This window comes from Alkalitalea saponilacus (assembly GCF_900168165.1).
GTDB classification, from domain to species: domain Bacteria; phylum Bacteroidota; class Bacteroidia; order Bacteroidales; family Marinilabiliaceae; genus Natronoflexus; species Natronoflexus saponilacus.
The window spans coordinates 155,362-181,141 of record NZ_FUYV01000007.1; the positions used below are offsets into that span (position 1 = coordinate 155,362).

The 25,780-nt window shown below is 38.9% G+C and carries 18 protein-coding genes; 5 read left to right on the plus strand and 13 right to left on the minus strand.

Annotated features, from left to right (window positions below; all coding sequences use genetic code 11):
- Nucleotides 1-87 precede the first annotated feature (87 nt).
- Nucleotides 88-1,116 carry a UDP-glucose 4-epimerase GalE gene (galE, locus tag B5X70_RS07770; RefSeq protein WP_079557333.1) on the minus strand — a complete coding sequence of 343 codons (1,029 nt, stop codon included), beginning with the start codon at nucleotides 1,114-1,116 and terminating at the stop codon, nucleotides 88-90.
- A gap of 389 nt (nucleotides 1,117-1,505) precedes the next feature.
- Between galE and B5X70_RS07775 the strand changes: the two genes are divergently transcribed.
- Nucleotides 1,506-2,459, plus strand: coding sequence for an HU domain-containing protein (locus B5X70_RS07775; RefSeq protein WP_088328656.1), 954 nt, complete (start codon nucleotides 1,506-1,508; stop codon nucleotides 2,457-2,459).
- 356 nt (nucleotides 2,460-2,815) lie between these two features.
- A complete protein-coding gene (locus B5X70_RS07780) occupies nucleotides 2,816-3,487 on the plus strand; it encodes an FAD-binding oxidoreductase (RefSeq protein WP_198314173.1) in 672 nt (223 codons plus the stop codon).
- 59 nt (nucleotides 3,488-3,546) lie between these two features.
- Here the strand turns inward: B5X70_RS07780 and B5X70_RS07785 are convergent, their stop codons facing one another.
- Nucleotides 3,547-4,539: a calcium/sodium antiporter gene (locus tag B5X70_RS07785; RefSeq protein WP_079557336.1), complete on the minus strand. Its 993-nt coding sequence runs from the start codon at nucleotides 4,537-4,539 to the stop codon at nucleotides 3,547-3,549.
- A gap of 122 nt (nucleotides 4,540-4,661) precedes the next feature.
- Between B5X70_RS07785 and corA the strand changes: the two genes are divergently transcribed.
- The gene (gene corA, locus B5X70_RS07790; protein ID WP_079557337.1) at nucleotides 4,662-5,798 is read left to right on the plus strand and encodes a magnesium/cobalt transporter CorA; all 1,137 of its coding nucleotides are present in this window, start codon (nucleotides 4,662-4,664) and stop codon (nucleotides 5,796-5,798) included.
- A 74-nt stretch (nucleotides 5,799-5,872) separates the two neighbouring features.
- Here corA and nifJ read toward each other — a convergent pair whose 3' ends face one another.
- A complete protein-coding gene (gene nifJ, locus B5X70_RS07795; protein WP_079557338.1) occupies nucleotides 5,873-9,412 on the minus strand; it encodes a pyruvate:ferredoxin (flavodoxin) oxidoreductase in 3,540 nt (1,179 codons plus the stop codon).
- Nucleotides 9,413-9,505: 93 nt separating this feature from the next.
- Complete coding sequence (locus tag B5X70_RS07800) at nucleotides 9,506-10,684, minus strand: AAA family ATPase (protein WP_232468316.1); 1,179 nt, start codon at nucleotides 10,682-10,684, stop codon at nucleotides 9,506-9,508.
- A 379-nt stretch (nucleotides 10,685-11,063) separates the two neighbouring features.
- On the opposite strand from B5X70_RS07800, the gene B5X70_RS07810 reads away from it, so the two are divergent.
- Nucleotides 11,064-12,326: a GAF domain-containing sensor histidine kinase gene (locus B5X70_RS07810; RefSeq protein ID WP_079557340.1), complete on the plus strand. Its 1,263-nt coding sequence runs from the start codon at nucleotides 11,064-11,066 to the stop codon at nucleotides 12,324-12,326.
- A 69-nt stretch (nucleotides 12,327-12,395) separates the two neighbouring features.
- Here the strand turns inward: B5X70_RS07810 and cysN are convergent, their stop codons facing one another.
- From cysN to B5X70_RS07855, 9 genes are all read right to left on the minus strand, one after another.
- Complete coding sequence (gene cysN / locus B5X70_RS07815; RefSeq protein ID WP_232468315.1) at nucleotides 12,396-13,673, minus strand: sulfate adenylyltransferase subunit CysN; 1,278 nt, start codon at nucleotides 13,671-13,673, stop codon at nucleotides 12,396-12,398.
- 58 nt (nucleotides 13,674-13,731) lie between these two features.
- On the minus strand, nucleotides 13,732-14,637 hold the full coding sequence (gene cysD, locus B5X70_RS07820; RefSeq protein WP_079557341.1) for a sulfate adenylyltransferase subunit CysD: 906 nt from the start codon (nucleotides 14,635-14,637) through the stop codon (nucleotides 13,732-13,734).
- A 268-nt stretch (nucleotides 14,638-14,905) separates the two neighbouring features.
- Nucleotides 14,906-15,751, minus strand: coding sequence for an enoyl-ACP reductase FabI (locus B5X70_RS07825; RefSeq protein WP_079557342.1), 846 nt, complete (start codon nucleotides 15,749-15,751; stop codon nucleotides 14,906-14,908).
- A gap of 146 nt (nucleotides 15,752-15,897) precedes the next feature.
- Nucleotides 15,898-17,553 (minus strand): DNA repair protein RecN, encoded by a 1,656-nt coding sequence (gene recN, locus B5X70_RS07830; protein ID WP_079557343.1) that lies wholly within the window; start codon nucleotides 17,551-17,553, stop codon nucleotides 15,898-15,900.
- An 83-nt stretch (nucleotides 17,554-17,636) separates the two neighbouring features.
- Nucleotides 17,637-18,572 (minus strand): type IX secretion system protein PorD, encoded by a 936-nt coding sequence (porD, locus tag B5X70_RS07835; protein ID WP_232468314.1) that lies wholly within the window; start codon nucleotides 18,570-18,572, stop codon nucleotides 17,637-17,639.
- An 18-nt stretch (nucleotides 18,573-18,590) separates the two neighbouring features.
- A complete protein-coding gene (coaBC, locus tag B5X70_RS07840) occupies nucleotides 18,591-19,799 on the minus strand; it encodes a bifunctional phosphopantothenoylcysteine decarboxylase/phosphopantothenate--cysteine ligase CoaBC (protein ID WP_079557344.1) in 1,209 nt (402 codons plus the stop codon).
- Between the two features lie 274 nt (nucleotides 19,800-20,073).
- Entirely contained in the window at nucleotides 20,074-20,418 is a 345-nt protein-coding gene (locus B5X70_RS07845; RefSeq protein WP_079557345.1) for a DNA-directed RNA polymerase subunit omega, read from the minus strand.
- 30 nt (nucleotides 20,419-20,448) lie between these two features.
- Nucleotides 20,449-21,246 (minus strand): outer membrane protein assembly factor BamD, encoded by a 798-nt coding sequence (locus tag B5X70_RS07850; protein ID WP_079557346.1) that lies wholly within the window; start codon nucleotides 21,244-21,246, stop codon nucleotides 20,449-20,451.
- Nucleotides 21,247-21,606: 360 nt separating this feature from the next.
- A complete protein-coding gene (locus B5X70_RS07855; protein WP_079557347.1) occupies nucleotides 21,607-24,081 on the minus strand; it encodes a TonB-dependent receptor in 2,475 nt (824 codons plus the stop codon).
- Between the two features lie 329 nt (nucleotides 24,082-24,410).
- On the opposite strand from B5X70_RS07855, the gene B5X70_RS07860 reads away from it, so the two are divergent.
- A complete protein-coding gene (locus B5X70_RS07860; protein WP_232468313.1) occupies nucleotides 24,411-25,622 on the plus strand; it encodes an aminotransferase class I/II-fold pyridoxal phosphate-dependent enzyme in 1,212 nt (403 codons plus the stop codon).
- The last annotated feature ends 158 nt before the right edge of the window (nucleotides 25,623-25,780 follow it).

Below are 25,780 nucleotides of genomic sequence, written 5' to 3' on the forward strand. Positions count from 1 at the left end.
TCTGTTTTTGTTTTGATGATGTTAAACACCTGCAAAAACGTAAATTTTCCGGTGTAAAGCAATAAATCGATGTAATATTCCAAAAACTTAATTTAAATTTCTCACATTCTTCTCCCATTCCCACGCTGATTGAAGCGTCTCCTCAATGCTCTTTTGGGCTTTCCATCCAAGTTCGGAATTGGCATAGGAAGTGTCGGCCCATATTTTTTCGATATCCCCGGCCCGACGATCAGTAATCTTGTATGGAAGATTTACTTTATTCACTTCGATAAACGTTTTTACAAGTTGCATCACAGAAAATCCGTTACCGGTTCCAATGTTGAAGAATTCGTAGTTTGCTTTATGTTTACCTTCAATTAAGCGGTTAATTGAAACCACATGAGCCTGGGAAAGATCAACAACATTGATATAATCTCTTATGGCAGTACCATCGGGCGTATTGTAGTCATTGCCAAATACAGAGAGTTCCTTTCTTATTCCGGCTGCTGTTTGTGTAATAAATGGCACCAGGTTATTGGGAACACCAAGCGGAAGTTCGCCAATAAGCGCCGATGGATGAGCTCCAATAGGATTAAAATATCTGAGAGCAACACAGTTGATCTCAGGGTTTACATTGCTAAAGTCGCGTAGTATATCCTCACATATGGCCTTTGTATTACCATATGGGGATTCGGCAGGTTTACGGGGCGTACTTTCGGTTACGGGGAGCTTGTCGGGCTGACCATATACAGTACAGCTGGAGCTGAATACCAGATGTTGAATTTGATGCCTTTTCATGTTTTCCAATAAATTCATCAGCGAATTCAGGTTGTTTTGATAGTAATCCAAAGGTTTCTGAACCGATTCTCCAACTGCCTTATATGCGGCAAAATGTATAATGGCTTCAATTTTATTATATTTTTCAAAGAAATCTGCTGTTGATTTTTTACAAGCCAGATCAAGTTTCTCAAAACCCGGACTTTGTCCGGTAATTTTTTTTATAGCATCTAACACCTCAATATTTGAATTGGATAAATTATCAATGATTACCACTTCAAATCCAGCTTCCTGTAATTCAACCACCGTATGAGAACCTATGTAACCGGTGCCTCCGGTAACCAATATTTGCTTTTTCATTTTTCAGACCTGATTTAATTATGATGTATCAACTTCATATTATTTAGCATAAACCTGAATCCGCATAACCGGATTATAACTCAAAAGAAGATAGTAAATTAGAGAATCAATTACAATTAATGTATGATGCGAATTCCATAAAAAAAGAATTGCGGTATTTTATAACATCAATCAGATTCAGAAAACCTCAACAGTAAAACCACTACCATCTATGTTTTTGTTTCTGCAAAAGTACTCAATATAGATAATTTTTGGAGATTTTATTGATAAAAGAGTGTTCCTGATAAGGAGATTACTCTGGTGACCTGATAAAAGTAATCAACATTTTTTCAACAGGTGTTTAAAAATAAGGGATGCACATCGTTTAATTTTTATATATCTTTGTAGATATGACAATGATAATTCAACATATATCTTCTCTGTTACACAATCATGATTGTGTAATAGTGCCTGGGTTGGGTGGTTTTGTGGCAAACCACCGTGCATCTGTTATAAAAGAGGACAAGAATCTTTTTTTACCACCAGCTAAGGAAATCGGCTTTAACCGAAGTTTGATTCACAATGATGGACTACTTGCTAATTGTATTTCAAGGAGCGAGGGAATTAGTTTTGAAGAAGCTCTTTTTGCCATAGAAGACTTTGTCGCTTTAGTACGTGCTGAAATTGTTATTGGAAAGAATATAGATCTGTCTGACATCGGAAGTTTGAGAGGAGATGCCATCGGAAATATATTGTTTACACCCGCCACAACAAACAGTTTTTTACCGGAAGCTTTTGGCCTTACCTCATTCCGGTTTGAACCCCTTGATTACAATCACACAGTGAAGTTTGAGAGGGAAATTCGTGTACCAAGAGCGCTAAAACACAAATCTTCGAGATATTATTGGGGAGCAGTTGCCGCCATGATGGCAGGATTACTGTTTCTTACCACCTCAGAGTTAAAAACACCGGAACTGAATCAGCAAGCAGGCTTTTTAAACTCGCTACAGCCCACCACGGTTTTCAGCAACACAGAAACCCAAGCAGTAGAGATTATAGAACCTGTGGAAGTTGTCCAAGAAGAACAAGATATTTATACTGCAACCAACAACGTGAAGGCTAAGGTCAACAAATCTTTTCACATAATCGCTGCCAGTTTTGTAAAACAAGAACCTGCCAGAGAAGCATTGCAATCCTTTGTTCAGGAAGGATTTACCAATGCTCAGATTCTTGATGATGAGGCCGGAAGAATACGAATTGCCATTGAATCATTTGAGCATAGAGAAACCGCTATTCAAAAAATGAACTCTCTGAGAAACATGCCTCGCTTTAGCTCAGTATGGGTGTACAGAAGTAAAAATTAGAATTTCCGGCCGCAGACAGATTCAAACCAAATATTTAAAAATCCTTTTATTCTTTATATTCTCCGACAGGCATGGTTAATATCATAAGGCACCATTCATTATGCAATAACAATTGCATAATGATTAGTTCGAAGCATGCCATCATTTTAACCTGTTCATTGTTTAGTTTTTGAGTTTTTTTTACTTCTTCATAATACTTGTTCTTCAATACGAGAACAGTTTAATCAGTTTACACCATACGTATTGGTTCAACAATCTGCTCCACAACATGAGAAATTATTAACCCACCTGCTTTACATGGTTCAAAATTTTTCTTAACTTTTAATTGAATTAATATCAATCAATTAAATATAAAAATGATGGATTATTTAGTGGAAATCAGCAGCACAGAATGGATAAATCATGATGTATTACAAATTATAACAAGCAAACCTGAGGGATATGCGTTCATCCCGGGGCAGGCAACCAACATTGCAATAAATAAACCGGGACTGGAAGAAAAATCAGCTCCCTTTACATTTACATCAACCCCCGACAAACCCTACTTGGAATTCATAATTAAAATATACGCCGATCATAATGGGTTTACCAATGAATTACAACAGGTAAAACCAGGTGATGAGCTTAAGATTGGTGATCCCTGGGGTTCCATTGAGTATCGAGGATCCGGCATTTTCATTGCCGGAGGTGCAGGTATTACACCTTTTATTTCAATTCTGCGTCAATTACAAGAGGACAGGGAATCGGAAGAAAACAAACTCATTTATGCCAATAAAACGACAAAAGACATCATCTTGAAAGACGAACTTGAAAAGATGCCCGGATTGAGCGTGATTCATATTTTATCGGAGGAAAACAATTCCGATTACAAACATGGAATCATTGACTATAATACTGTAAGTTCTACCATCTCCTCCAAAAATCAGAAAATATATCTATGCGGCCCGGGAAAGATGATGGAGTCCATAGAGAACATTCTGAAAAAATTAAACATTGAATCGGACAGAATAATAAAGGAAGAGTTTTAGAAAGCAGGTACAATAAAAAAACTCAAAGTGTATGAAGAAATCATATGAGAAAGTATAGCCTAATCGTTTAAAAATTGGAAATGTAGGATTGGATATTTCATCAATCCAGCAGAAAGCAGCATCCAAACCCCATATATCCCCAATAAAACTATAGACTCCCAACGATCGAGCTGCCGCTTTTTCCCTGTAAACATTGCCAGAATGAGGAATACTGTTCCAGCTGATAAAAACAAGAGATCAATATTGTATGAACCCGAAAATTTAATAGGCATAATAACAGAACCGATTCCTAAAATCCATAAAACATTAAATATATTAGAGCCAATAATATTTCCAATGGCAATATTAACATTCTTTTTGCGCATGGCAACGATTGAAGTTACCAGTTCAGGTAATGAGGTGCCAATCGCCAAAACAGTTAAACCTATTACCTTTTCGCTGATATTAATTGCTTTGGCAAGATTTACAGCAGAAGTAACTGAAACTTGTCCTCCAACCAGAAGAAAGCCCAATCCGGAAACGATTAATAACCATCCCTTTTTTTTCGATACAATTATTCCTGTCTTTTGGTCTTCGATTCTATCTAATTTTGACTGACGAAACAGATATATCAGAAACAGAGCAAAAACAATAAGCATGAATATACCATCCAACCTGGAAACAGAATCATTGCGTGATGAAATAAAAAAATCATTTCCAAATAGCAAAAGCATTACAACGGCCAATAAAGAAACCGGAATCTCTCTTCGGATAGTGTCTTTCTGAATCGACAAAGGCATCAGCAGACCACATAATCCCATTATAACCATTAAATTAAAATTATTACTCCCTATTACGTTGGCGAGTGCAATGTCTGAATGATCACCTATAATAGCCAGTAAACTGACTACAAACTCAGGCAATGAAGTCCCAAAGGCAACAATCGTAAGTCCAATTAACAACTCAGAAAGTCCATATCTACGAGCAATTCCTGAGGCTCCAGATACAAGCCAGTCGCCACCCTTAATTGTAACAGCCAACCCTGAGACAAACAATATAATAAGCAGAAACATATAATAAAATAGTTCCGTTTGACAAAAAGAACCAAATTCAGCATAAAACAAATCAAATCCTCATATAAAAATAAGGACTAATCACAAAAAATCATGAAATTAGCAAAAACAAAAAACACCCGATGCAATATAAGATAAGAAAATCAGCAGTTCAAATACGCGGCCTTTTTGGACCGGTTATCCAGCACAGGATAAAAAGAAAACCGCCGGGGCAGGCACCTGGAACCATCCTCCACACCGGGATAAAAAGGATGGAAGAGTTAAAAATGACTCTTCATGATTTTGATGAAAACCGTTACGAAAATATATCCATAGACAAAATAACAGACGCAGAAAGATATATTAAGAGTGCATCAAAAACATGGATTCAAATACATGGTCTTCATGACATCGAAAAGCTAAAGGAAATCTGGAACTTTTTTGACATTCATCCATTGGTGCAGGAAGACATCGTAAGTGTAAATCAACGTCCTAAAGTCGAGCCATACGACGATATCATATTCATAGTTTTGAGAATGATTAAAGGAGTTAACACTTCAAATGAAGAACTTCAGACGGAACAATTGAGCATAATACTGGGTAAAAACTACGTGCTCTCATTTCAGGAGAGCGACGACACGCTGTTTGAACCAATAATAAGACGACTTTTACTGAATAATACCCGATTACGTCGGCTATCATGTGACTATTTAGCATACGCATTGCTCGACAATGTTGTTGATCACTATTTCTCAGCACTTGATATGGCTGGCGAACATATAGAATCTATTGAGGAAGAAGTCATCAGTAATCCAAAGCCTCTTAATCTTCAACATATTCACACTTTGAGACGAGATCTGATTTTTCTTCGTAAATCAGTTTGGTCGTTGAGGGATGGACTTAATAGTTTAATACGAGATGAGTCGCCTTTGATCAGTAATGATGTAAAAATTTATTTAAGAGATGTTTACGATCACATTGTTCAGGTTATTGACAGTATTGAAAACCATCGTGAGATGGTTTTCAGTTTATACGACATGTATATGTCCAGTCTTAGCAATCGCATGAATGAAATCATGAAAGTTCTCACCATCATCGCCACCATTTTTATTCCACTTACATTTATTGCAGGAGTATATGGAATGAACTTCAATCCGGAAATAAGCCCATTAAATATGCCTGAACTCAATTGGGAATGGGGCTATCCGGCCTCACTACTCATAATGGCGACGGTAGCTGCCATCATGATGTTTTATTTTAAACGAAAGGGCTGGTTGTAGTCTTAATCTGTTGTTAATGTTACAAAAAAAGCTGCCCCGTAGGAGGCAGCTTTTAATTCTATCGCAAGTTGTGACTACTCAACAACTTTATAATCTACTTCAGCAAGTCGCTTATAAGTGCTGTAACGCCATTTTGCATTATCCTCAGCAGCAGCAAACAACTCTTTTGCTGCATCGGGGAATGCCTTCATCAATGATGTATAACGCACTTCGCCTTTCAGGAAGTCTTGGAATTTGCTCCAATCCGGCTCTTTACTGTCAAGCACAAACGGGTTCTTTCCTTCCGCTTCCAACATTGGGTTGTAACGGTACAGTTGCCAGTAACCAGCCTCAACAGCTAATTTGGTTTCATTTTGTGCGTTACCCATACCGCCGCGTAATCCATGACTAATACATGGAGAATAAGCGATAATAACAGAAGGTCCGGGATAAGCTTCAGCTTCTTTCAACGCTTTGAAGTATTGAGCCTGATTTGCTCCCATTCCAACCTGAGCTACATATACATATCCGTATGTGGTGGCCATCAAGCCAAGATCCTTTTTACGGATACGTTTTCCGGCAGCAGCAAACTTGGCAACGGCACCTACTGGAGTCGATTTAGAAGCCTGACCTCCGGTATTTGAATAAACCTCGGTATCCATTACCAGGATGTTAATGTCTTTACCTGATGCGATAACGTGGTCAAGACCACCAAAACCGATGTCATAAGCCCATCCGTCACCACCAAACACCCAAACAGATTTCTTAGCCAGATAATCTTTCAGCGCAAGGATTTCTTTTGCAACGGCATGCTTTTCAGATTCAAGAGCTTTTAGAACAGCATTTGAAACTTCACGGGTTTTACTACCATCATCTTTCGCTTCCAACCATGCTTCAAAGGCAGCTTTAGTAGCAGGTGCAACCTCGTTAAGAGTGGCCTTCATTTTAAGTTCAATGCGATCACGCAACTTGTCAACTGCGGTAACCATACCCATTCCGTACTCAGCATTGTCTTCGAACAGAGAGTTGGCCCATGCTGGTCCACGTCCGTCTTTGTCGGCACAATATGGAGTTGCGGGTGCAGAACCTCCATAAATTGAAGAGCAACCTGTTGCATTGGCAATCATCATTCTGTCACCATACAATTGAGTAATCAGTTTGATATAAGGCGTTTCACCACAACCGGCACAAGCTCCGGAGAACTCAAACAATGGCTGAGCAAACTGCGAAGCCTTTACGTTCATATCTTTTGCCTGGATGGTATCCTTTATGGTCACCTTCTCAGCCATGTAGTCCCAACGATCGGTCTCTACCATTTGGCTATCAAGAGACTTCATTAACAAAGCCTTTGTTTTTGAAGGGCAAACTTCAGCACAGTTACCGCAACCGGTACAATCAAGTACACTTACCTGAATACGGTACTGTAATCCGTCGAATCCTTTACCGTTTGGCTTAATGGTAACCGTCCCTTCAGGAGCAGATGCCAACTCTTTTTCATCCAACAAGAATGGTCGGATAGCAGCATGAGGACAAACATAAGCACACTGGTTGCACTGAATACAGTTGTCAGACTGCCATTCGGGAACGTTAACAGCAATACCACGTTTTTCGTAAGCGGTAGTTCCTGCAGGGAAAGTTCCGTCTTCACGCCCTAAAAATGCACTAACAGGCAAATCATCACCTTTTTGAGCATTGATTGGGAACACCATATCTTTGATAAAACCTGGCAACACTTTTCCATTACCATTAGACTTGGCATCAGCAAGAGAAGCCCAATCTGCAGGGACTTCAACTTTTGTAACATCCCCACCTTTGTCAATAGCACTGTAGTTCATGTTAACGATGTCTTCACCTTTCATGCCGAAAGACTTCACAACAAATTTCTTCATCTCATCAACTGCCTGTTCGTAAGGAATTACTCCGGCAATTTTAAAAAATGCAGACTGCATGATTGTATTGGTACGGTTACCCAGCCCAATCTCCTCGGCAATGGCAGTTGCATTGATGATATAAAATTGAATGTCGTTCTCAGCCATGTAGCGTTTCACATCATTCGGAAGACGATTCTTGGTTTCTTCAACATCCCAATGACTGTTCAACAGGAATGTTCCACCCTTTTTCAGTCCCTTAAGCATATCGTACCGACCAAGATAAGCAGGTACGTGACATGCAACAAAGTCAGGTGTATTTACCAAATATGGTGAACGAATTGGAGTATCACCAAAACGAAGGTGAGAAATGGTAATACCTCCAGATTTTTTTGAATCGTATGAGAAGTAGGCTTGAGCGTATTTGTCAGTGGTGTTACCAATGATCATAATACTATTCTTATTGGCACCTACGGTTCCATCAGAACCTAAACCATAAAATTTACCGGCAAAAGTTCCCTCAGCACTCAAATCAATCTCTGGCAATAATGGCAGCGAAGTAAAAGTAACATCATCAACAATACCTACAGTAAATTTATTCTTAGGCTCATTTCTTTTGAGGTTTTCAAACACAGAAACCATCATGGCGGGAGTTGTGTCTTTTGAAGAGAGACCGTAACGTCCGCTGATGATCATTGGTGCATTTTCCTTACCTTGGAAAAGTTCACAAATATCAAGATAAAGTGGATCTCCGTTTGCTCCTGGTTCTTTGGTACGATCCAAAACAGCAATTCGTTTACAGCTTTTTGGGAAAGCTTCAAAGAAATATTTGGCGGAGAATGGACGATAAAGATGTACCGCGATCAGACCTGTTTTTTCACCTTTAGCGTTAAGATAATCTATGGTCTCTTTAATGGTATCGGTAATCGACCCCATTGCCACAATAACATTCTCAGCATCAGCTGCTCCATAGTAATCAAATGGACGATACTTACGACCAGTGATTTCTGAAATCTTATCCATATACTCAGCAACCATATCAGGAATGGCGTTATAGAATGGATTGGCAGCTTCACGACTCTGGAAATAGATATCCGGATTTTGAGCTGTACCACGGGTAACTGGACGCTCAGGATTCAATGAGTTATCACGGAATTTCTGAAGAGCCTCCTTATCAAGAAGTGGCTCAAGAGCATCTTGCTCCATCAATTCAACTTTCTGAATCTCATGAGAAGTACGGAATCCATCAAAGAAATGAAGGAATGGAACTCTCGACTTAATGGATGTAAGGTGAGCAACACCAGCTAAGTCCATTACTTCCTGCACACTACCGGTAGCCAGCATAGCAAAACCAGTTTGACGTGCGGACATGACATCACTGTGGTCTCCAAAAATTGAAAGTGCCTGAGCAGCCAAACTACGTGCACTCACATGAAATACTCCGGGTAATAATTCACCCGCAATTTTGTACATATTTGGGATCATCAATAACAGTCCCTGAGAAGCTGTAAAGGTTGATGTTAACGCACCAGCCTGAAGAGCACCATGCACAGCACCGGCAGCACCGGCTTCTGACTGCATTTCTTCCAACTTTACAGTTTCTCCAAAAATGTTCTTTCTTCCATTAGCCGCCCACTCATCTACGTACTCAGCCATGTTGGAAGAGGGTGTAATGGGATAGATAGCAGCCACTTCGCTAAACATATAAGCGATGTGTGAGGCAGCATAGTTCCCGTCACAGGTAATAAACTTCTTTGCTTTTGCCATTTGTCTATTCTCTTTTACAGTTTAAAAATCAATTAGTTATTTCGCTTTATCGAATTTTACATCTATTATCTCCACTATTTAGATCACACTGAACTACTCCAAAAAACCAAATAGCCATAAAGGGACATCCTTTCCATGACCAACTTCAAGCATATTGCAGGCATGCCAGACATCCTCATTCTTTCCCTTTGCTGTTTTTGGTCTGTTTCCTACATTAAACAGATGAGTCTCATCTATAATAAAATCGGTAGTCCGACTATATCCAACCTGATGATTATAGCCTATCTGATTGCTAAAGAACGTTTTGTTTAAAACCTCATTTTCAACATCTCCTCTTGCCACCGAATACAAAAGATTTGGGTTCTGCAAGTATATCTCCGAGGGTTTCTTCAAAGGTTCCGATTGGCCTTCATATAACAGGTTTATCAAACGGGCTTGATTCAGGTACTTTAAATAATTTATAATGGTAGCGCGGCTTGTTTCCACCTCCTGACTCAATCGACTCACATTTGGTTGAAAAGGAGCTGAACAGGCAATAATATACAACAATTTCCTTAGTTTGGGAAGATATTTAAGTTCAATTTGTTGCAAATAGCTAATATCTATTTCAAGTACTAAATTGATGTTTTTCAACAAATTTTCAAGATAGTTGCTTTTTTCAAGGAAAAAAGGATAATAACCATGATGAAGATAATCGTTGTAATAAGCCAAAGGTTTTATGGAATCAACAATATCTGTTGCAATGCGAGTATGATCAGTTAAAATTTCGTTTAGCTTAAATGCAGGAAATTTGTTTTCGCTTTTATGGTTAATATATTCTCGAAAAGAGAAACCCTCCAAGGAGTATATATCAGCCTTAATCAACAAATCGTGGCCATCTTCGGGCAACATAAGGGGTGAGCCGCTAAAGATAATTTGCAAATCAGGGAAACTATCATAACAGATTACCAATTCTGAAGCCCATTCTGGATATTTAAAAACCTGATCTAAAACCAGTGTTTTTCCACCTGTCTTCTGAAATTCATCCGCAAAAGATATAATGGTACGATCAGAAAAATAGAGATTATTCAGGTTTATGTAAAGGCATGATTTATCATTGCCAAATACAGTCGAAACATAATCCAGCAGAAAACTGGTTTTTCCTACCCCACGAGCACCAACAATTCCGATTAACCGACTATTCCAGTTAACCTGATCCATTAATCCCCTACGAATAGGTACACTTAAATGATCCAGCAGGTACTTATGCGTTTTAAAAAAAGCCTGCATCATAACAAAAAATGTTTCTTTTTATGACGCAAAGTTAAGTTTTGTTTCCATGAAATTGCAATTTCTACATTGCAATTTACCCTTTATAGTGTTATTTATATTTAGTAAAAATAAAGACAAAACAGGAGTACAATTCAGATGATTGAATCTATTGAAAGAATAAATCATAATGTAAATCATGACACACATTACACACAAAATGTGAAACATCAGAGTGCAAATCTACGTAATATCAAAAATGCTGATTCTTGCATATTTATTGATTCTTGCATATTTATAACTGCCTTGATAAGTGAAGAACATATTTACCAATTAAAAATCTGACAGATACCACCCTTTACCAAAAAAGAAAAGATGTTAAACTTGCACTAATGTTGATTAAATGGCAACAAAGTATTCCAAAGTAAAGGTTCGTGGTGAGAATGAACTAAAACAGGTGGTAATTGGAACTCTCAAGCCCAAAATAGTAAAAGTAATTACTAATAAATGGCAAGCACTTATTGATACAGCGGCAAACATTTGCAACGTACCCTCCGGTCTCATTACCCAGCTAAAGGAAGAACATCTTGAAGTTTTTTTGAACAGTAGTAATGAGGACAATCCGATTAAAGCTACCGATACATTTGAATTGGGGTTCGGGCACTATTGCGAGAAGGTAATTGGTTCACAAAAAGAGTTGGTAATTCATAATGCAAGTCAAGATCCTGTTTGGAGAAATGAAGACCCTGAAGTAAAGGTTGAGATGATTTCATATTTAGGAGTTCCGCTTAACTGGCCTGATGGAGAAGTTTTTGGAACAGTATGCCTTCTTGACAACAAAGAAAACTCGTTTAATAGCAATTTCATTTCGCTGGTTAGGCAACTAAAACAACACATAGAAACAGATTTAAAGTTGCTTATTGCAAACTACGAACTAAAAGCAAAGAATAAAAACATTGAAAATCTAAATCAGATCAACAACAAATTCATAAGCATTATATCTCACGATGTGCGCGGCAGCATAAGCTCAATTGAACAACTTCTTAATATAATGCTTTGCAATTACGCGGCATATAACGAAGTTAGAATGAAACAATTTCTAAAATCCATCAGCAGAACCAGTAGTTCTGTTCTGCTTACTTTGGAGAATTTGTTAAGTTGGAAAAAAATAGATCTGCTTGAACTGAAGACCAATAAAACACACTTCAATATAGTAAAAACCATTACGGATCTGCTGGTATATTTTAATCTATCAATTGCTTTAAAAAAATTAAAAGTAACAGAATCTTATGAAAGTAAGGGAATTATGGTATATGCCGATCAAGAAATGATATGTACATCATTACGCAACATCTTAAGTAATGCAATTAAGTTTACGAAATCCGAAAAAGAGATATATATCAGAGTTTACAATAATAACAATTTAATTGTTGTTGAAATTGAAGATACTGGAATTGGGATGAGCCAAAATCAGATTGAAAATTTATTTAAATATAAAATCAGCCATCAACAAACAGGGACAGAAGGAGAAAAGAGCACAGGTATTGGTTTGCTTCTTGTTAAAGAATTCTTAATCAAGAACGATGTACAACTGTCAGTTGAAAGCATAATAAACGTAGGAACTAAATTCAAGCTTAATTTCACAACAAACAAACCGATGAATTAAAAAGACCTATAAACTCGTAACTAGGAGTATTATAGGTCTTAAAAATCATCAACAAGTTAAAAACTTCATCTATACGATCATTCCAGCAGCCACAGTCTCGTTGGTACCTTCATCAATCAGAATAATGCTGCCGGTGTTTCTGTTTACGTTATAAGAATCAAAAAACAGAGGTTTCGTTGTTCGAATTGAAACCCTTGCAATATCATTCATTCCCACTTCTACATTATCATATACCTTTTCAAGCTCATTGATATCCACCCGATACTGCGCCTCTTTAATCATACAGCGCACTTCTGTAGAAGTATGTTTTAGTGCATATTTCCCTCCCGGGATCAATTTCTTTTCGTTGAACCAGCAAAGCATCACATCAATATTTTGATCAATTCGAGGCTGTTGTCCGTTGGTTTCTTTAATAATCATATCTCCCCGACTGATATCAATGTCATCCTCCAGTGTGATGCAAACCGACTGTGGTGCGAATGCTTTGTCCTGGCTTTCGGTAAAAAGGTCAATGCTTTTTACAACCGAACTAAATCCGGAGGGCAAAACAGTTACCTTGTCGCCAACATTTACTACACCACTTGCAACCCTGCCGGCGTAGCCACGATAATCAGGCCAATCTTTTGATTGAGGCCTCACGACATATTGAACAGGGAAACGAAAATCAGAACGATTAATATCGCTCCCAATATGAATATTTTCAAGCAAATACATCAGGGTTGGACCCTGATACCAGTCCATTTTGGTGCTTCTGTCCACAACATTATCTCCTTCCAGAGCACTGATGGGAACGAAACGCACGTCCTTAACAGACAATTTTGAAGCAATGGCTTCAAAATCGCTTACAATATTTTCAAAAACAGTTTGGTCATAATCAACCAAATCCATTTTATTAACACAAACAATGATGTGGGGAATCTGTAATAAAGAAGCAATGTATGCATGCCTACGGGTTTGCTCTAGCACTCCATGTCTGGCATCAATAAGAATTAATGCGACATTGGCAGTACTGGCTCCGGTAACCATATTACGGGTATATTGAATATGGCCGGGAGTATCAGCAATGATAAATTTGCGTTTTGGGGTAGCAAAGTACCGATAAGCCACGTCGATGGTTATACCTTGCTCCCGCTCGGCTCTCAAACCATCGGTAAGTAGTGCCAAATTAACCTGCTCACCACCGGCTCTAACGCTAGCGCGTTCAATGGCTTCCATCTGATCTTCAAAAATGGCCTTTGAGTCGTATAGTAAACGTCCGATCAGGGTACTTTTACCATCATCCACACTGCCTGCGGTAGTAAACCGCAACAGTTCCATGTCCAGATATCCGGAATTTTTTCCACTCATAACAACATAAATATTATAGAGGTGTTTGGAGTCACCAACTTATGATACAAAATAAGAATTAAAAATACCCTTCCTTCTTACGGTCTTCCATGGCGGCTTCTGAACGTTTGTCGTCTGCCCTGCCTCCTCGTTCCGTAACGCGAGAGGCTGCAACCTCCTGAATAATATCTTCGAGAGAATTCGCAGTAGAAAGAGTAAGTCCTGTACAACTTATATCACCAATGGTACGACAACGCACCTTCATGACTTGCGGCTTCTCATTTTCACGAAGTTTCATAAAAGGAGCGGTAGCCAGCAGTGCTCCGTCTCTTTCAAAAACTTCACGCTCATGAGTATAATACAGGGATGGTAGTTCTATATCTTCCATATAGATGTATTGCCATACATCCATTTCAGTCCAGTTGCTGATTGGAAAAACCCGAAAATGCTCGCCCATATTTTTGCGCCCGTTGAATAAGTTCCAAAGTTCGGGGCGCTGATTTTTTGGATCCCACTGTCCAAATTCATCACGATGGCTAAAGAAACGCTCCTTGGCTCTTGCCTTTTCCTCATCGCGTCGTCCGCCTCCCATCGCAGCATCAAACTTTAGTTCTTCCAGAGCATCTAATAGGGTAACAGTTTGCAACTTGTTACGGCTTGCGTTATATCCGGTCTCTTCTTTTGCTCTCCCTTTATCTATGGATTCCTGTACCTCTTTTACAATACAAACAGAACCTGTTTCTTGCATTAACTTGTCACGATAATCAAGCGTTTCAGGGAAGTTGTGCCCTGTATCAATATGCATCAAAGGGAAAGGCACTTTTGCAGGCCAAAAAGCTTTACGCGCAAGATGAAACATCACAATTGAATCTTTCCCTCCCGAGAATAGCATCACAGGATTTTCGAACTGAGCTGCGACTTCGCGAATTACAAATATCGACTCAGCCTCTAACTCCTTAAGGTGATTGATCTGATAATTATCCATGTTTAATAATTATAAATATTTCGGGTTTAAATAACAGACTAAAAATATCTGATTTACACCAGTTATAAATAAGAATGACAAAATTAATGTTTTAAAAGGAGATTCAGAAATTTACAGCTTGTAGGATACATATAAAAAGCCTCCTTAAAAAGGAGGCTTTTATACTGTATATCAAAAGACTAGTCAATTTATCATATTTTTTAATTCCCATCCGAGCGATATGAAATCGCAAATCCAGGTGAATAAAATGATAAACTTAATCAGTATTCTAATATAAATCCTGTACATCATCAGAGTCGAAGCTCTTGTTGTACTGCTTCATTGCTCTTAAACTCATTCCTATGCTGGAGAATCCACCGTCGTGGAAAAGGTTCTGCATGGTAACTTTACGAGTCAGGTCTGAAAACATAGCAACACAATACTTAGCACAATCTTCTGCATCGGCATTGCCAAGCGGAGACATACGATCAGAAAAATCTATCAGGCCATCAATGCCTTTTACTCCGCTACCTGCAGTAGTAACGGTTGGCGATTGGCTGATGGTATTAACCCTTACTTTCCTTTCACGTCCGTAAATATACCCAAAACTACGGGCAATGGATTCCAATAAAGCTTTTGCATCGGCCATATCATTGTACCCGTAAAGCGTACGTTGTGCAGCTACATAAGACAGAGCCACGATGGAACCATACTCATTCATAGCATCCATTTTGAATGCCGTTTGAATCAGCTTATGAAAAGAAATGGCTGAAATATCAAGGGTTTTAGCCAGATAATTGTAATCCAAATCGTGATAAACACGTTTCTTTCTTACATTTAAAGACATCCCAATGGAGTGCAGTACAAAATCTATTTTACCGCCCAAAACCTCGGTCGATGTTTTTACGACGTTCTGCAGATCTTCCAGATTGGTGGCATCAGCCGGAATTACTTCTGATCCGGTTTTTTGTGCCAGTTCTGTAACACTGCCCATCCTGCATGCTACGTGTGTATTTGAGAGAGTAAACGTGGCTCCTTCGGCATGCGCCAGCTCTGCTACTTTCCAGGCAATTGACATGTCGTTAAGGGCACCAAATATGATCCCTCTTTTCCCTTTTAATAGATTATATCCCATTTTCGTTTTGATTTTTGAGGCTACAAATATAAGGTATAATTGCTCAGAAATAAAACCAAAACTTTTTTTTGGCTTTATTAAGACTATTTAAGAGAAGCAAAACCAATACATACACCTGACTAACTGTCCATTAACTCAAATCCCAATTAGTTTTTCAACAAATCTTTGGCATTGTGAATGGCAGCATCAGAGAGTTTGGCTCCGCTCAACATTCCGGCAATTTCACGGATGCGTTCTTCGTTGGAAAGTAGTCTGATGTGAGAAACGGTGCGGTCGCTCTCTTCAGATTTAAAGACTTTAAAATGGTGCTGACCTTTACCCGCAATCTGAGGCAAATGTGTGATGCTGATGACCTGAATACTATTACCCATCTGCTGCATAATACGCCCCATCTTGTCGGCAATTTCTCCAGATACCCCGGTGTCAATCTCATCAAATATGATGGTAGGTAATCCTTTCGCAGAAGACAAAAGCGTTTTTATACACAGCATTAATCTTGATAGTTCACCTCCTGATGCAACTTTAGGAATATCAGCCAACACCCCACTTTTGTTTGCACTGAACAAAAATCTGATCTCATCGGCTCCACTTCGTGTAAACTCTTTCAAAAGTTCATGTTCAACACTAAAACGTGCATGTGGCATCCCTAGTTCGTGTAGCTGATTAGTTATAGTCCTTTCTATTTTATCAAAAACTTCCTTTCGGGACTGTGACAATTGGGAGGCCATGTTCCCAACGATCTTCTTCTCTTTTGCGATGGTTTCATCCAATTTCCTTAGTTTTTCATCAAACGAATCCAACGAGAACAGTTTGCTTTCAAGATCATCCTTTAATTCAAGGAGCTCACCAATACTGTCTTTCTGATGTTTCTGTTGCAATTCATAAATCAGATTTAGCCGATCCTGCAATCGCTGTAAACGAACCGGGTCAAACTCCAATTCCGATGCTTTAACAGAAACCTCATCTGCAATATCCTTTAACTCTATGTAAACCGACTCAAGACGAGACAGAAGTTCTTCTCCACCAGATAAAAAATTACTGATTTTTTTAATCTCATTTACAACCTGATGCAATCCATCAACCAAAGGAAACTCATGCTCGTTTAGTAAAACTCCCGCATTGGCTAATGCCAACTTTATCTCTTCTACATGTGAAAGCTGTTCCGCTTCCTGCTCTACCAACTCTTGCTCGCCGGCTTGCAATTCAGCACTTTGAAGTTGATTAAACTGGAAATCCCAATAGTCGCGATCTGCCTTTTGTTGATTATTCAATTGCATTATCTCCTCCCTATCTCTCTCCAACTCCCGAAGCACTTGGTATTTTTGCTGATATTCTTGCAGAATATCCTTATTATTTGCCACTATATCCACCACGTTAAGCTGAAACAGGCCATCGCCAAGAAGTAGGTTTTGGTGTTGGGAATGAATATCAATCAACTTTTGAGATAAATCCTTTAAAAATGGCAATGTTACCGGGGTATCGTTGATAAAAGCGCGTGATTTTCCGGAAGGTAAAATTTCACGCCGGATGACAGTTTCAACATCATAATCCACATCAGCCTCTTCAAACATCTGCTCAAGATGATAACCATTCAGATAAAAATGTGCTTCTACAACGCATTTTTGCGTTTTATCACGAATTGCAGATGTATCACTTCTCTGTCCCAAAATGAGAGACAGAGCACCAAGCATAATTGATTTACCTGCTCCTGTTTCACCAGTAATGGCGGTAAAACCTTCTTTCAAAACAAGTTCAGCTGAATCAATTAATGCGTAATTAGATATGGAAAGTTGCCTTAGCATAGTTTATATCTTTGTTAAAACAAAGATATAAAGAAAGTATTAAATTTCATTTTTGAAATCAAAAAGATCAGGAATCATAAAAATCACATGCGTCCCCGCTCTGAAAGAATTTGTTGATACTTATCGGAATTGGTTGGATCAACTTCTGATAAAAGATTAACAACCCTTCCGCGTTCCATCGAAGGAGAATTTGAAAATATATTAACCAGCTCTTCAGATTTAGCATCAAAGAAAAAACCGAGCGCAAAACTATTAGGACGCTGACGGTGAACTCGTTGGAGCAATTCCAAAGAGGATGCAATATTTGAACGCCCTTCATCAACTCGATCGGCCATCATATCCAGCCCTCTTCTGTGGTACTGATAGAAGGCGTTACGCAAAGGTGCGTGGTGTTCGTTTAGTAAGTTCTCCACCAACCAATAACGGTTGCGTTGACTTTCGAAGGATCTCCAACCACTTTCCCGTGCATTCTGCATCATATTAACAATTTGCTCGGCACGTTGGAAATATGGTGTCCCGCCACGTGGAGAAAACGAGTCGTAATCAAATCCAAGAACGATGTAAGCATAATAAGCAAGAATGGCTACTAAGTTGGATTCAATATTCGATGGATTATATACAAGTGTTTCGTACTCTATGTATCTGAAATGTAAATTCTGATCGAGATAGTTTAAAAGCGGCGTATTGTAGGATGAGTTATATACCGGTCTTCGAGCCTGTATTTGTATGGTGCCCCGAAACTCATCACTTCCTATAACTTCACGAATATTAATAAGAATGGTGCAATCAATTCGTTCCTCGGGATTAAATTTGTGCTCGGTCCATTGCTGTCCGTTCAGAAACTCCATAATGGATGTTTGCAGCGTCTCAAATACAGCACGATTGGTCCCCTGAACCCCGGGAGCCACAACTTGAACTCTGGCACGCAACTCTTGAGCAGACAAAGGGTAGCTGATTATCAACATCAATGTAACCATCAGTGTTGCACGGAACAAATATTTAAAATTATGCTTTACCATTTTTCGGGACAAAATATTTTATACCATCATCGTCTCTAAATAATTTACAATATCAAAGGCCACCTCTCTTTTACTCTTTAACGGAAAATCCGTTTGTTTATTTTCTTTACTTATAATGGTTATTTGATTTGTATCAGTCATAAAACCGGCTCCCGCCTTAGCTAAAGAGTTGAGAACAATAAAATCCAAATGCTTCTTTTTCAATTTTTCACAGGCATTTGCAATTTCATTGTCAGTCTCCAATGCAAAACCAGCAAGAATCTGGCCAGTTTTTTTCATCTCGCCCATTCTTTTTGCAATATCCGGGTTAGGTTTCAATGAAATATTGAAATGATCAGAGGAACGCTTAATTTTGTTATCCGAGACATTTGCAGGTGTATAGTCACTCACAGCGGCGGCCATAATGGCCGCATCTGTATTTGGAAAAAGCTCCACACATTTATCATGCATCTGCTGTGCAGTGACAACATCGTGACGATAAACCCCGGGATGCTCTATTTTGATCTGAACAGGACCACAAACCAGATCGACATGCGCACCTCGTTTTGCCAGTTCTTCGGCAATGGCAAACCCCATTTTTCCGGATGAATAGTTTCCAATAAACCGCACAGGATCAATGGCTTCATATGTAGGCCCTGCAGTTATCATGATGCGTTTTCCGGTAAGCGTTTTAATAACCGGGACGCCTTTAAAATGATTAATCAACCGATCTAGAATAACTTCCGGTTCTTCCATACGTCCTTTCCCTGACAAACCACTAGCCAAGTCGCCTGTTCCGGGTTCAATGATGGTACATCCCCACTCTTCCAGAGTTTGCATATTCCTAATGGTTGAAGGATGTTGAAACATATCAAGGTCCATGGCCGGTGCTAAAAAAACCGGACAACGCGCCGACATATATGTGGTGACTAAAAGATTATCACAAACACCTCCCACCATTTTTGCCATGGTATTGGCAGTAGCTGGAGCAATAATCATGGCATCGGCCCATAGGCCCAAATCAACATGACTGTGCCAGGTTCCATCTTTGTTTTCAAAGAAGTCGCCTAAAACCGGTCGACCAGATAGCGCTGACAATGTAACTGGAGTGATAAATTCCTTCCCAGAGGAACTCATTATTACCTGAACCTCAGCACCCGCTTTAACAAACAAACGAGTTAGCAATGCAGCTTTATAAGCTGCAATGCTTCCTGTAATGCCTAATATGATTTTCTTACCCGATAACATAAGATATAGCTACTGCAAACTTTAGATTTCAAAATCTCTATTCAGATAATTAGAATTATAGAATATAGACCTATAGATTAGATATTACAAAAATAATATAGCAACAAAAAACCTCATACATGGAAACTTGCATTCTTAGAAAACAAATAAGACGAAATTAAGAATCCATAGTTAACAACAACAAATATAACCAACTATATATGAACAAAAAAGATAAAAGAAACAATAAGTTTCTTTTATCTTTTAAAATTCTTTAAACAAGCAATAAGTGTGTCTACTCATTATCCAAATCCTGCACTTCCTCTCTGGCAGGATTTCGATAATATACATTTCCATCCACAAACTCTGTAGTAGCTAAGGCAGATGGTTTTGGTAAACGTTCATAAAATCTGGAGATTTCAATTTGCTCACGGTTTTCAAAAACCTCTTCCAAATTATCCGTGTATGACGCAAACTCTTGAAGTTTGCGGTTAAGCTCCTCCTTCATTTCCACACCAATTTGATTTGCTCTTTTTGAGATAACCACAACCGACTCATAAATGTTACCGGTTGACTCTCCCAATTTAGCCGTATCCCATGTGACGGTGTTTGCCGGAGCTTTTGATTTTTTGTAGTCCATAGCTATGTAAATAAAATCACTTTATATTTTCTAATTCAATAACGAAGAAGTTTCTTCAAAAATTCTGTGTGCTCTACGTATATATTGACTATTGGGGAATTCATTTATGAAAGTATAATACTCATCAATGGTTTCCCTTAATCTTTCCTGCATTCGTTCTTCAATACTATTAACTGCCTGAATATATTTTGCATCCAAAATCAGGAAAGAGAGCTCTTCCCTATGCTTTGTGTCGGGAAAGTCATCCAGTGTATTTCGTGCTGCAATAACGGCTGACTGGTAGTTATTTCCCATGTAGGTTCCCAGATTGAAATATAATTTTGCGTTAAGATACGCTTTATAAACTAACTTATCTCTCAACTCATCCATCAGTTGAGTAGCCTCTACTACTCGCTCACTATTAGGATATAGATTAATAAACAATTGAAATCCTTCTAAAGCCTGATAGGTGTCTGTTTGATCGAGCCGTGGGTTTGGGGATAGTTTATAGTGACAATAAGCAGCCATAAACTGCGCATCCTCTGCCCTATCGCTGGTTGGATAATTCTGTACAAACATACGGAAATGATGCGCTGCCATCAAATAGTTACGCATTCTGAAGAGACAGTCGGCATAGATGTAATGTGAAATTTCAGATCGCTCAGTACCACGAAAGATCGAAATCAAACCTCCAAACAGTGTGGATGCCCGCATGTAATCCCCAGCCTCGTAGTATTCCATTGCCCGGGTATATTGCAGATCATAATCATTACTTTTTAGTAGTTTTTGATATTCACTACACGAAGATGTAAACAAGGCAATTAATACAACAATAATCAGGTTTCTCATAAAAGACTATACTTTTCCTTAATTGAACAAATATTACGGATTCACCCCTGTTGTCCATTTAAAATATCGTGCAAAGATAATGAATAAGTTTCAAATCTCTAATTCTGATATAGATATTTTTATGGTAGGTGGCAAGCCCTTTAAAATCTTCATCGTTTATTGCAAAAAGCAGGCCATAAAAGAAACATACGGCAGGGAAAAAAAATCCCTGCCGTATGTTTCTTAACTTAAAGACTTTACTTCTTTAAATAGGTTTTTTAAACTTTTCTATCTGATTATCTCTCATGTATGCACAAAATATATTGCCGGGCACATCATACTTCTAGCATCTTTCATCTAAAAATCTAACATCTATTGGTCTTAAAAAGTATAATTAATTCCGGCTGTTATCAATCTTGGCATTCCTGCTCTGATTCCTTGTGGACGACGAGTCGCAATATACCTTTCATTGGTAAGGTTTTTTACTCCAAGATTCAACGCAAGTCCACTTCCGGAGAAACTATACCAGGCATTCAGGTTGGTTATGAAAAAACTATCCAGTTTTCCAATTTGACCATGCGTAACAGCCTGTACGTATTGATAATCAGCATCAGCTTCGTGAGTGGCAATCCAATCATAAACATTTTCAGTATTCAATACATCAGTGTACTGACTGCCTGTGTAGTTTCCGGTAACACTGAAACCCAAACCTATGGGAAGTTCAATCTGGAAACCACCATTAATTGCCAAATCAGGTGCATAAGGTGTTCGATTGCCCTTTACGTTCATATACACATTATCCAATCCTGCAACCAATGCTTCTTTTTGTAAAATGTACCGGTCTGACGAGAATTCAGAAACCACATAAGTTCCAGAAAGAGAAAGACTCCCATTCCAATTGGCTGGTAATAATCCGGCTATGTCCACCAATGCAGAGGCTTCAACACCATAATGTGTAGTTTCCCCCCCGTTAATGATCCCCGTTCCTGCTCCACCTGCGGATTCTGCTACCGGAATCACCTGATTGGAGAAGTTCATGTGAAAAAAAGCTGTTTCAAAACTCACATTTCCCGCAGATAATCTGACACCTATTTCGCTGTTCCAGCTCTTTTCTGCATCCAATTGTAAATCCTCTCCATCATTACTAACAGCATCTTTTGTACGGGGAGGAGCAAATCCTCTGTGCAAGCCTGCGAAAATCCCAATCTCTTCTGTTACGTTGTAATTAATTCCCACTCCGGGAATCAATGCATAAACATCAGTGGTATTAGATATTAGAGTATCTATAAGATTAACTCCAGATTTTACTCTCAAAATTTCTCGTTCGTACCAAACGTTCTCGTTTCGTAAACCGGCCATAATTGAAAGTCTGTTGCTAAGCATGATGTTGTTCTGCAAATATGCGCTAACAGCATGGCCGGTTCTGACTTCATCACTATCTAAAGCCCCTGAACGAGCGCCTGGTTTTGTGCCATTAATTCTCTGCTCAAATGCGCGCTCGTATAGATATCTCACGCCGGCATCTGTTTTGACGGTATAACCACCCAACTCATATCTGTATTGAAGACGTGGTTCAATACCTGCCACTTCAAACTGTCGGTTTCTTTGTCCCGTCGAATTTCGAAGATAAATGGCTCCCTGATAACCATCGTCATCACCGTGTACAACACCTGACATGTTAGATGCTGATGAACTATAAGTAAAATCCTGTCGATTCCAGTTACGGGTAGTCGTGTACCCAAAAGCAGTGGTATTCAGTTGCAAACCCGGACTTAAAAGATACTTATGATTTAAACTTGCAGAGTACCTTCTAACGTCCAGCTCGTCATCCGGTGCGATTCTTAAATCATCATATCCTCCCCTATCGTACATCGGTTGTGTTAAGCCAACATAGGTAGAATTACTGTTTTCATCATATACGCCCATTTTAAATACCATTTGTGAAACAGGGGAGAATTTGGTCTGGATTTTTGTATTAAAATCATGAAATAAAAACCTGGTTGGGCCAAAATTATCGGCCTGTTTACGTGAGTAATTCATTAAAACTCCTGTATTGTTCCAGGTTCCTCCATACTCCAGATAGGAACTGAAAAAGCCAAAATCACCTCCTCGAATTGACAACCTGCCGCCTGGAGTATCAGGTGCATCCGGAGTTAAATAATTGATTACTCCGCCAATGGTTTGGGGGCCAAACAGTATTGAACCGTTTCCTTTCAGCACCTCCACCCCACTCATCCGGTCAATATTGGGAGAAAAATACATTTCAGGTTCGCCATAAGGTGCTAATGCAACCGGTACGCCGTCCTCCAACATTAGAACATTACGGCTTTTATTAGGATCCAATCCCCTGATGCCAATATTTGCCCGTAAACCGGCACCTTCCTCTTCCACTACGTGCACACCGGCAATATTTCGTAGAACTTCATTAGCACTTACAGGTCGAGTGTTTTCTAATTGCGTTTGATTAATAAAACTTACTGAACCCGGTAGAAACCTTAGTATACCTACCCGACTTCCGGAAACAAGCACCTGCTCAAGCAAAAGTGTATCCGGTTCGATGGTAATATCCAAATCGCCACCAGCCTCATCCTTGGTCAAATTAATAAAAGCGGTTTTATACCCCAAGCCCTGAACACCCAGCACCAAATGATCGAAATCGCCATAAGGTAATACGAACTGACCCGATTCATCTGTTGTGGTACCGGTATTGGTTCCTTTTATGTATACCGCAATGTATGGGACTCCGTTTCCTTCACTAATGATCCGGCCTCCCAGAACATTATGTGTTTCTGCTGCCTCTACTTTAAATATGGAAAGTAATCCAACAATTAGAATCAAAAAAAATATATGTTTCATAATAATTAAGTTTGGCTTTAACCCTTTCGTTATTTTCGTACTTCTTTGCCTTTTTAGTATTAAAATTAAATGCTTTATTTAATGAGGTAAAGCATTATATTAAAATACAGTGCAAACATACAACCGACAAAATAATCTTACAATCCCAACTTTTAGGGGTTTTGCGTAAATACATGTTAAAATTTAAAAACGACTATTAAGCAGTATTTAAGCGCTCAACATAAAATTTAACCTGCAAAAATGGTGGAAAGCGATAAAAAGATTACATTTGCCATGGAAATAATTAAAAACTTATTAACGTGGATATATTTAATAAGATAAGCGCTAACATGGGACCGCTGGGTCAATACGGAAAAGAGGCTCACGGTTATTTCATGTTCCCCAAATTGGAAGGGGAAATTAATCCGAAAATGAAATTTAGGGGAAAAGAAGTCCTTACCTGGAGTTTGAACAACTACCTGGGACTTGCCAACCATCCGGAAGTCCGTAAAGCAGATGCAGAAGCTGCAAAAGAATACGGCATGGCATATCCTATGGGTGCTAGAATGATGTCAGGCCATACCAGCAAGCATGAAGAGCTTGAAAGTGCGCTTGCTGAATTTGTAAAAAAAGAGGATGCTTACCTTCTTAACTTTGGTTATCAGGGTATGGTTTCCATTATTGATACTTTGTGTAACAGAAACGACGTAATCGTTTACGATTCCGAGTCGCATGCATGTATTCTTGATGGATTACGGCTGCATATGGGAAAGCGCTACGTGTTTCCCCATAACAACATCGATAACCTGAGAAAACAACTTGAACGCGCAACTGCACTAGCAGATAAGCAAGGCGGCGGTGTTCTTGTTATTACCGAAGGAGTGTTTGGAATGGCAGGTGACTTAGGAAAACTTGATGACATTATTAAACTAAAGAAAGAATTTAATTTCCGCATATTGGTTGATGATGCACACGGTTTTGGAACCATGGGTAAAACCGGAGCCGGTGTAGCAGAGCACTTTAATGTTGAAAGCGAAATTGACCTGATATTTGGGACTTTTGCCAAATCCATGGCCGGAATTGGAGGTTTTGTTGCCGGACGTGAAGATGTGATCAGCTATCTGCGTTACAACATGCGTTCACAGATCTTTGCAAAATCGCTGCCCATGCCAATGGTAATGGGTGCTTTAAAAAGACTTGAACTGTTAAAAACCAAACCAGAATTAAGAGAAAATCTTTGGAAGGTCGTAAACGCCTTACAATCGGGATTGCGTGAAAAAGGTTTCAACCTCGGTAAAACAGAAAGCCCTGTAACGCCTGTATTTCTTGACGGAACCGTGCCTGAGGCAACCACATTGACAATGGATTTGAGAGAAAATTACAACATCTTTTGTTCCATCGTGGTGTACCCGGTTATTCCCAAAGGACAAATCATGCTAAGAATTATCCCTACAGCAGTGCACACTTTAGAAGATGTGGATTACACCATTAAAGCTTTTGCTGAAGTGGCCGAAAAACTGAAAGCTGGACATTATAAGGCAGATAAAATTGCTAGTATTTAATAATTAGTGATATCGCATAATCGAAAAAGCTGTCGGAAACGACAGCTTTTTTTTTATTTCTATGTTTGAGTCCACTCCGACAACCTCATTTTCTTAATTGACGGAGAATTGGATATTTTCAGAAATGAACAGCCTGGCAGGTAATATTGCCGATAAAA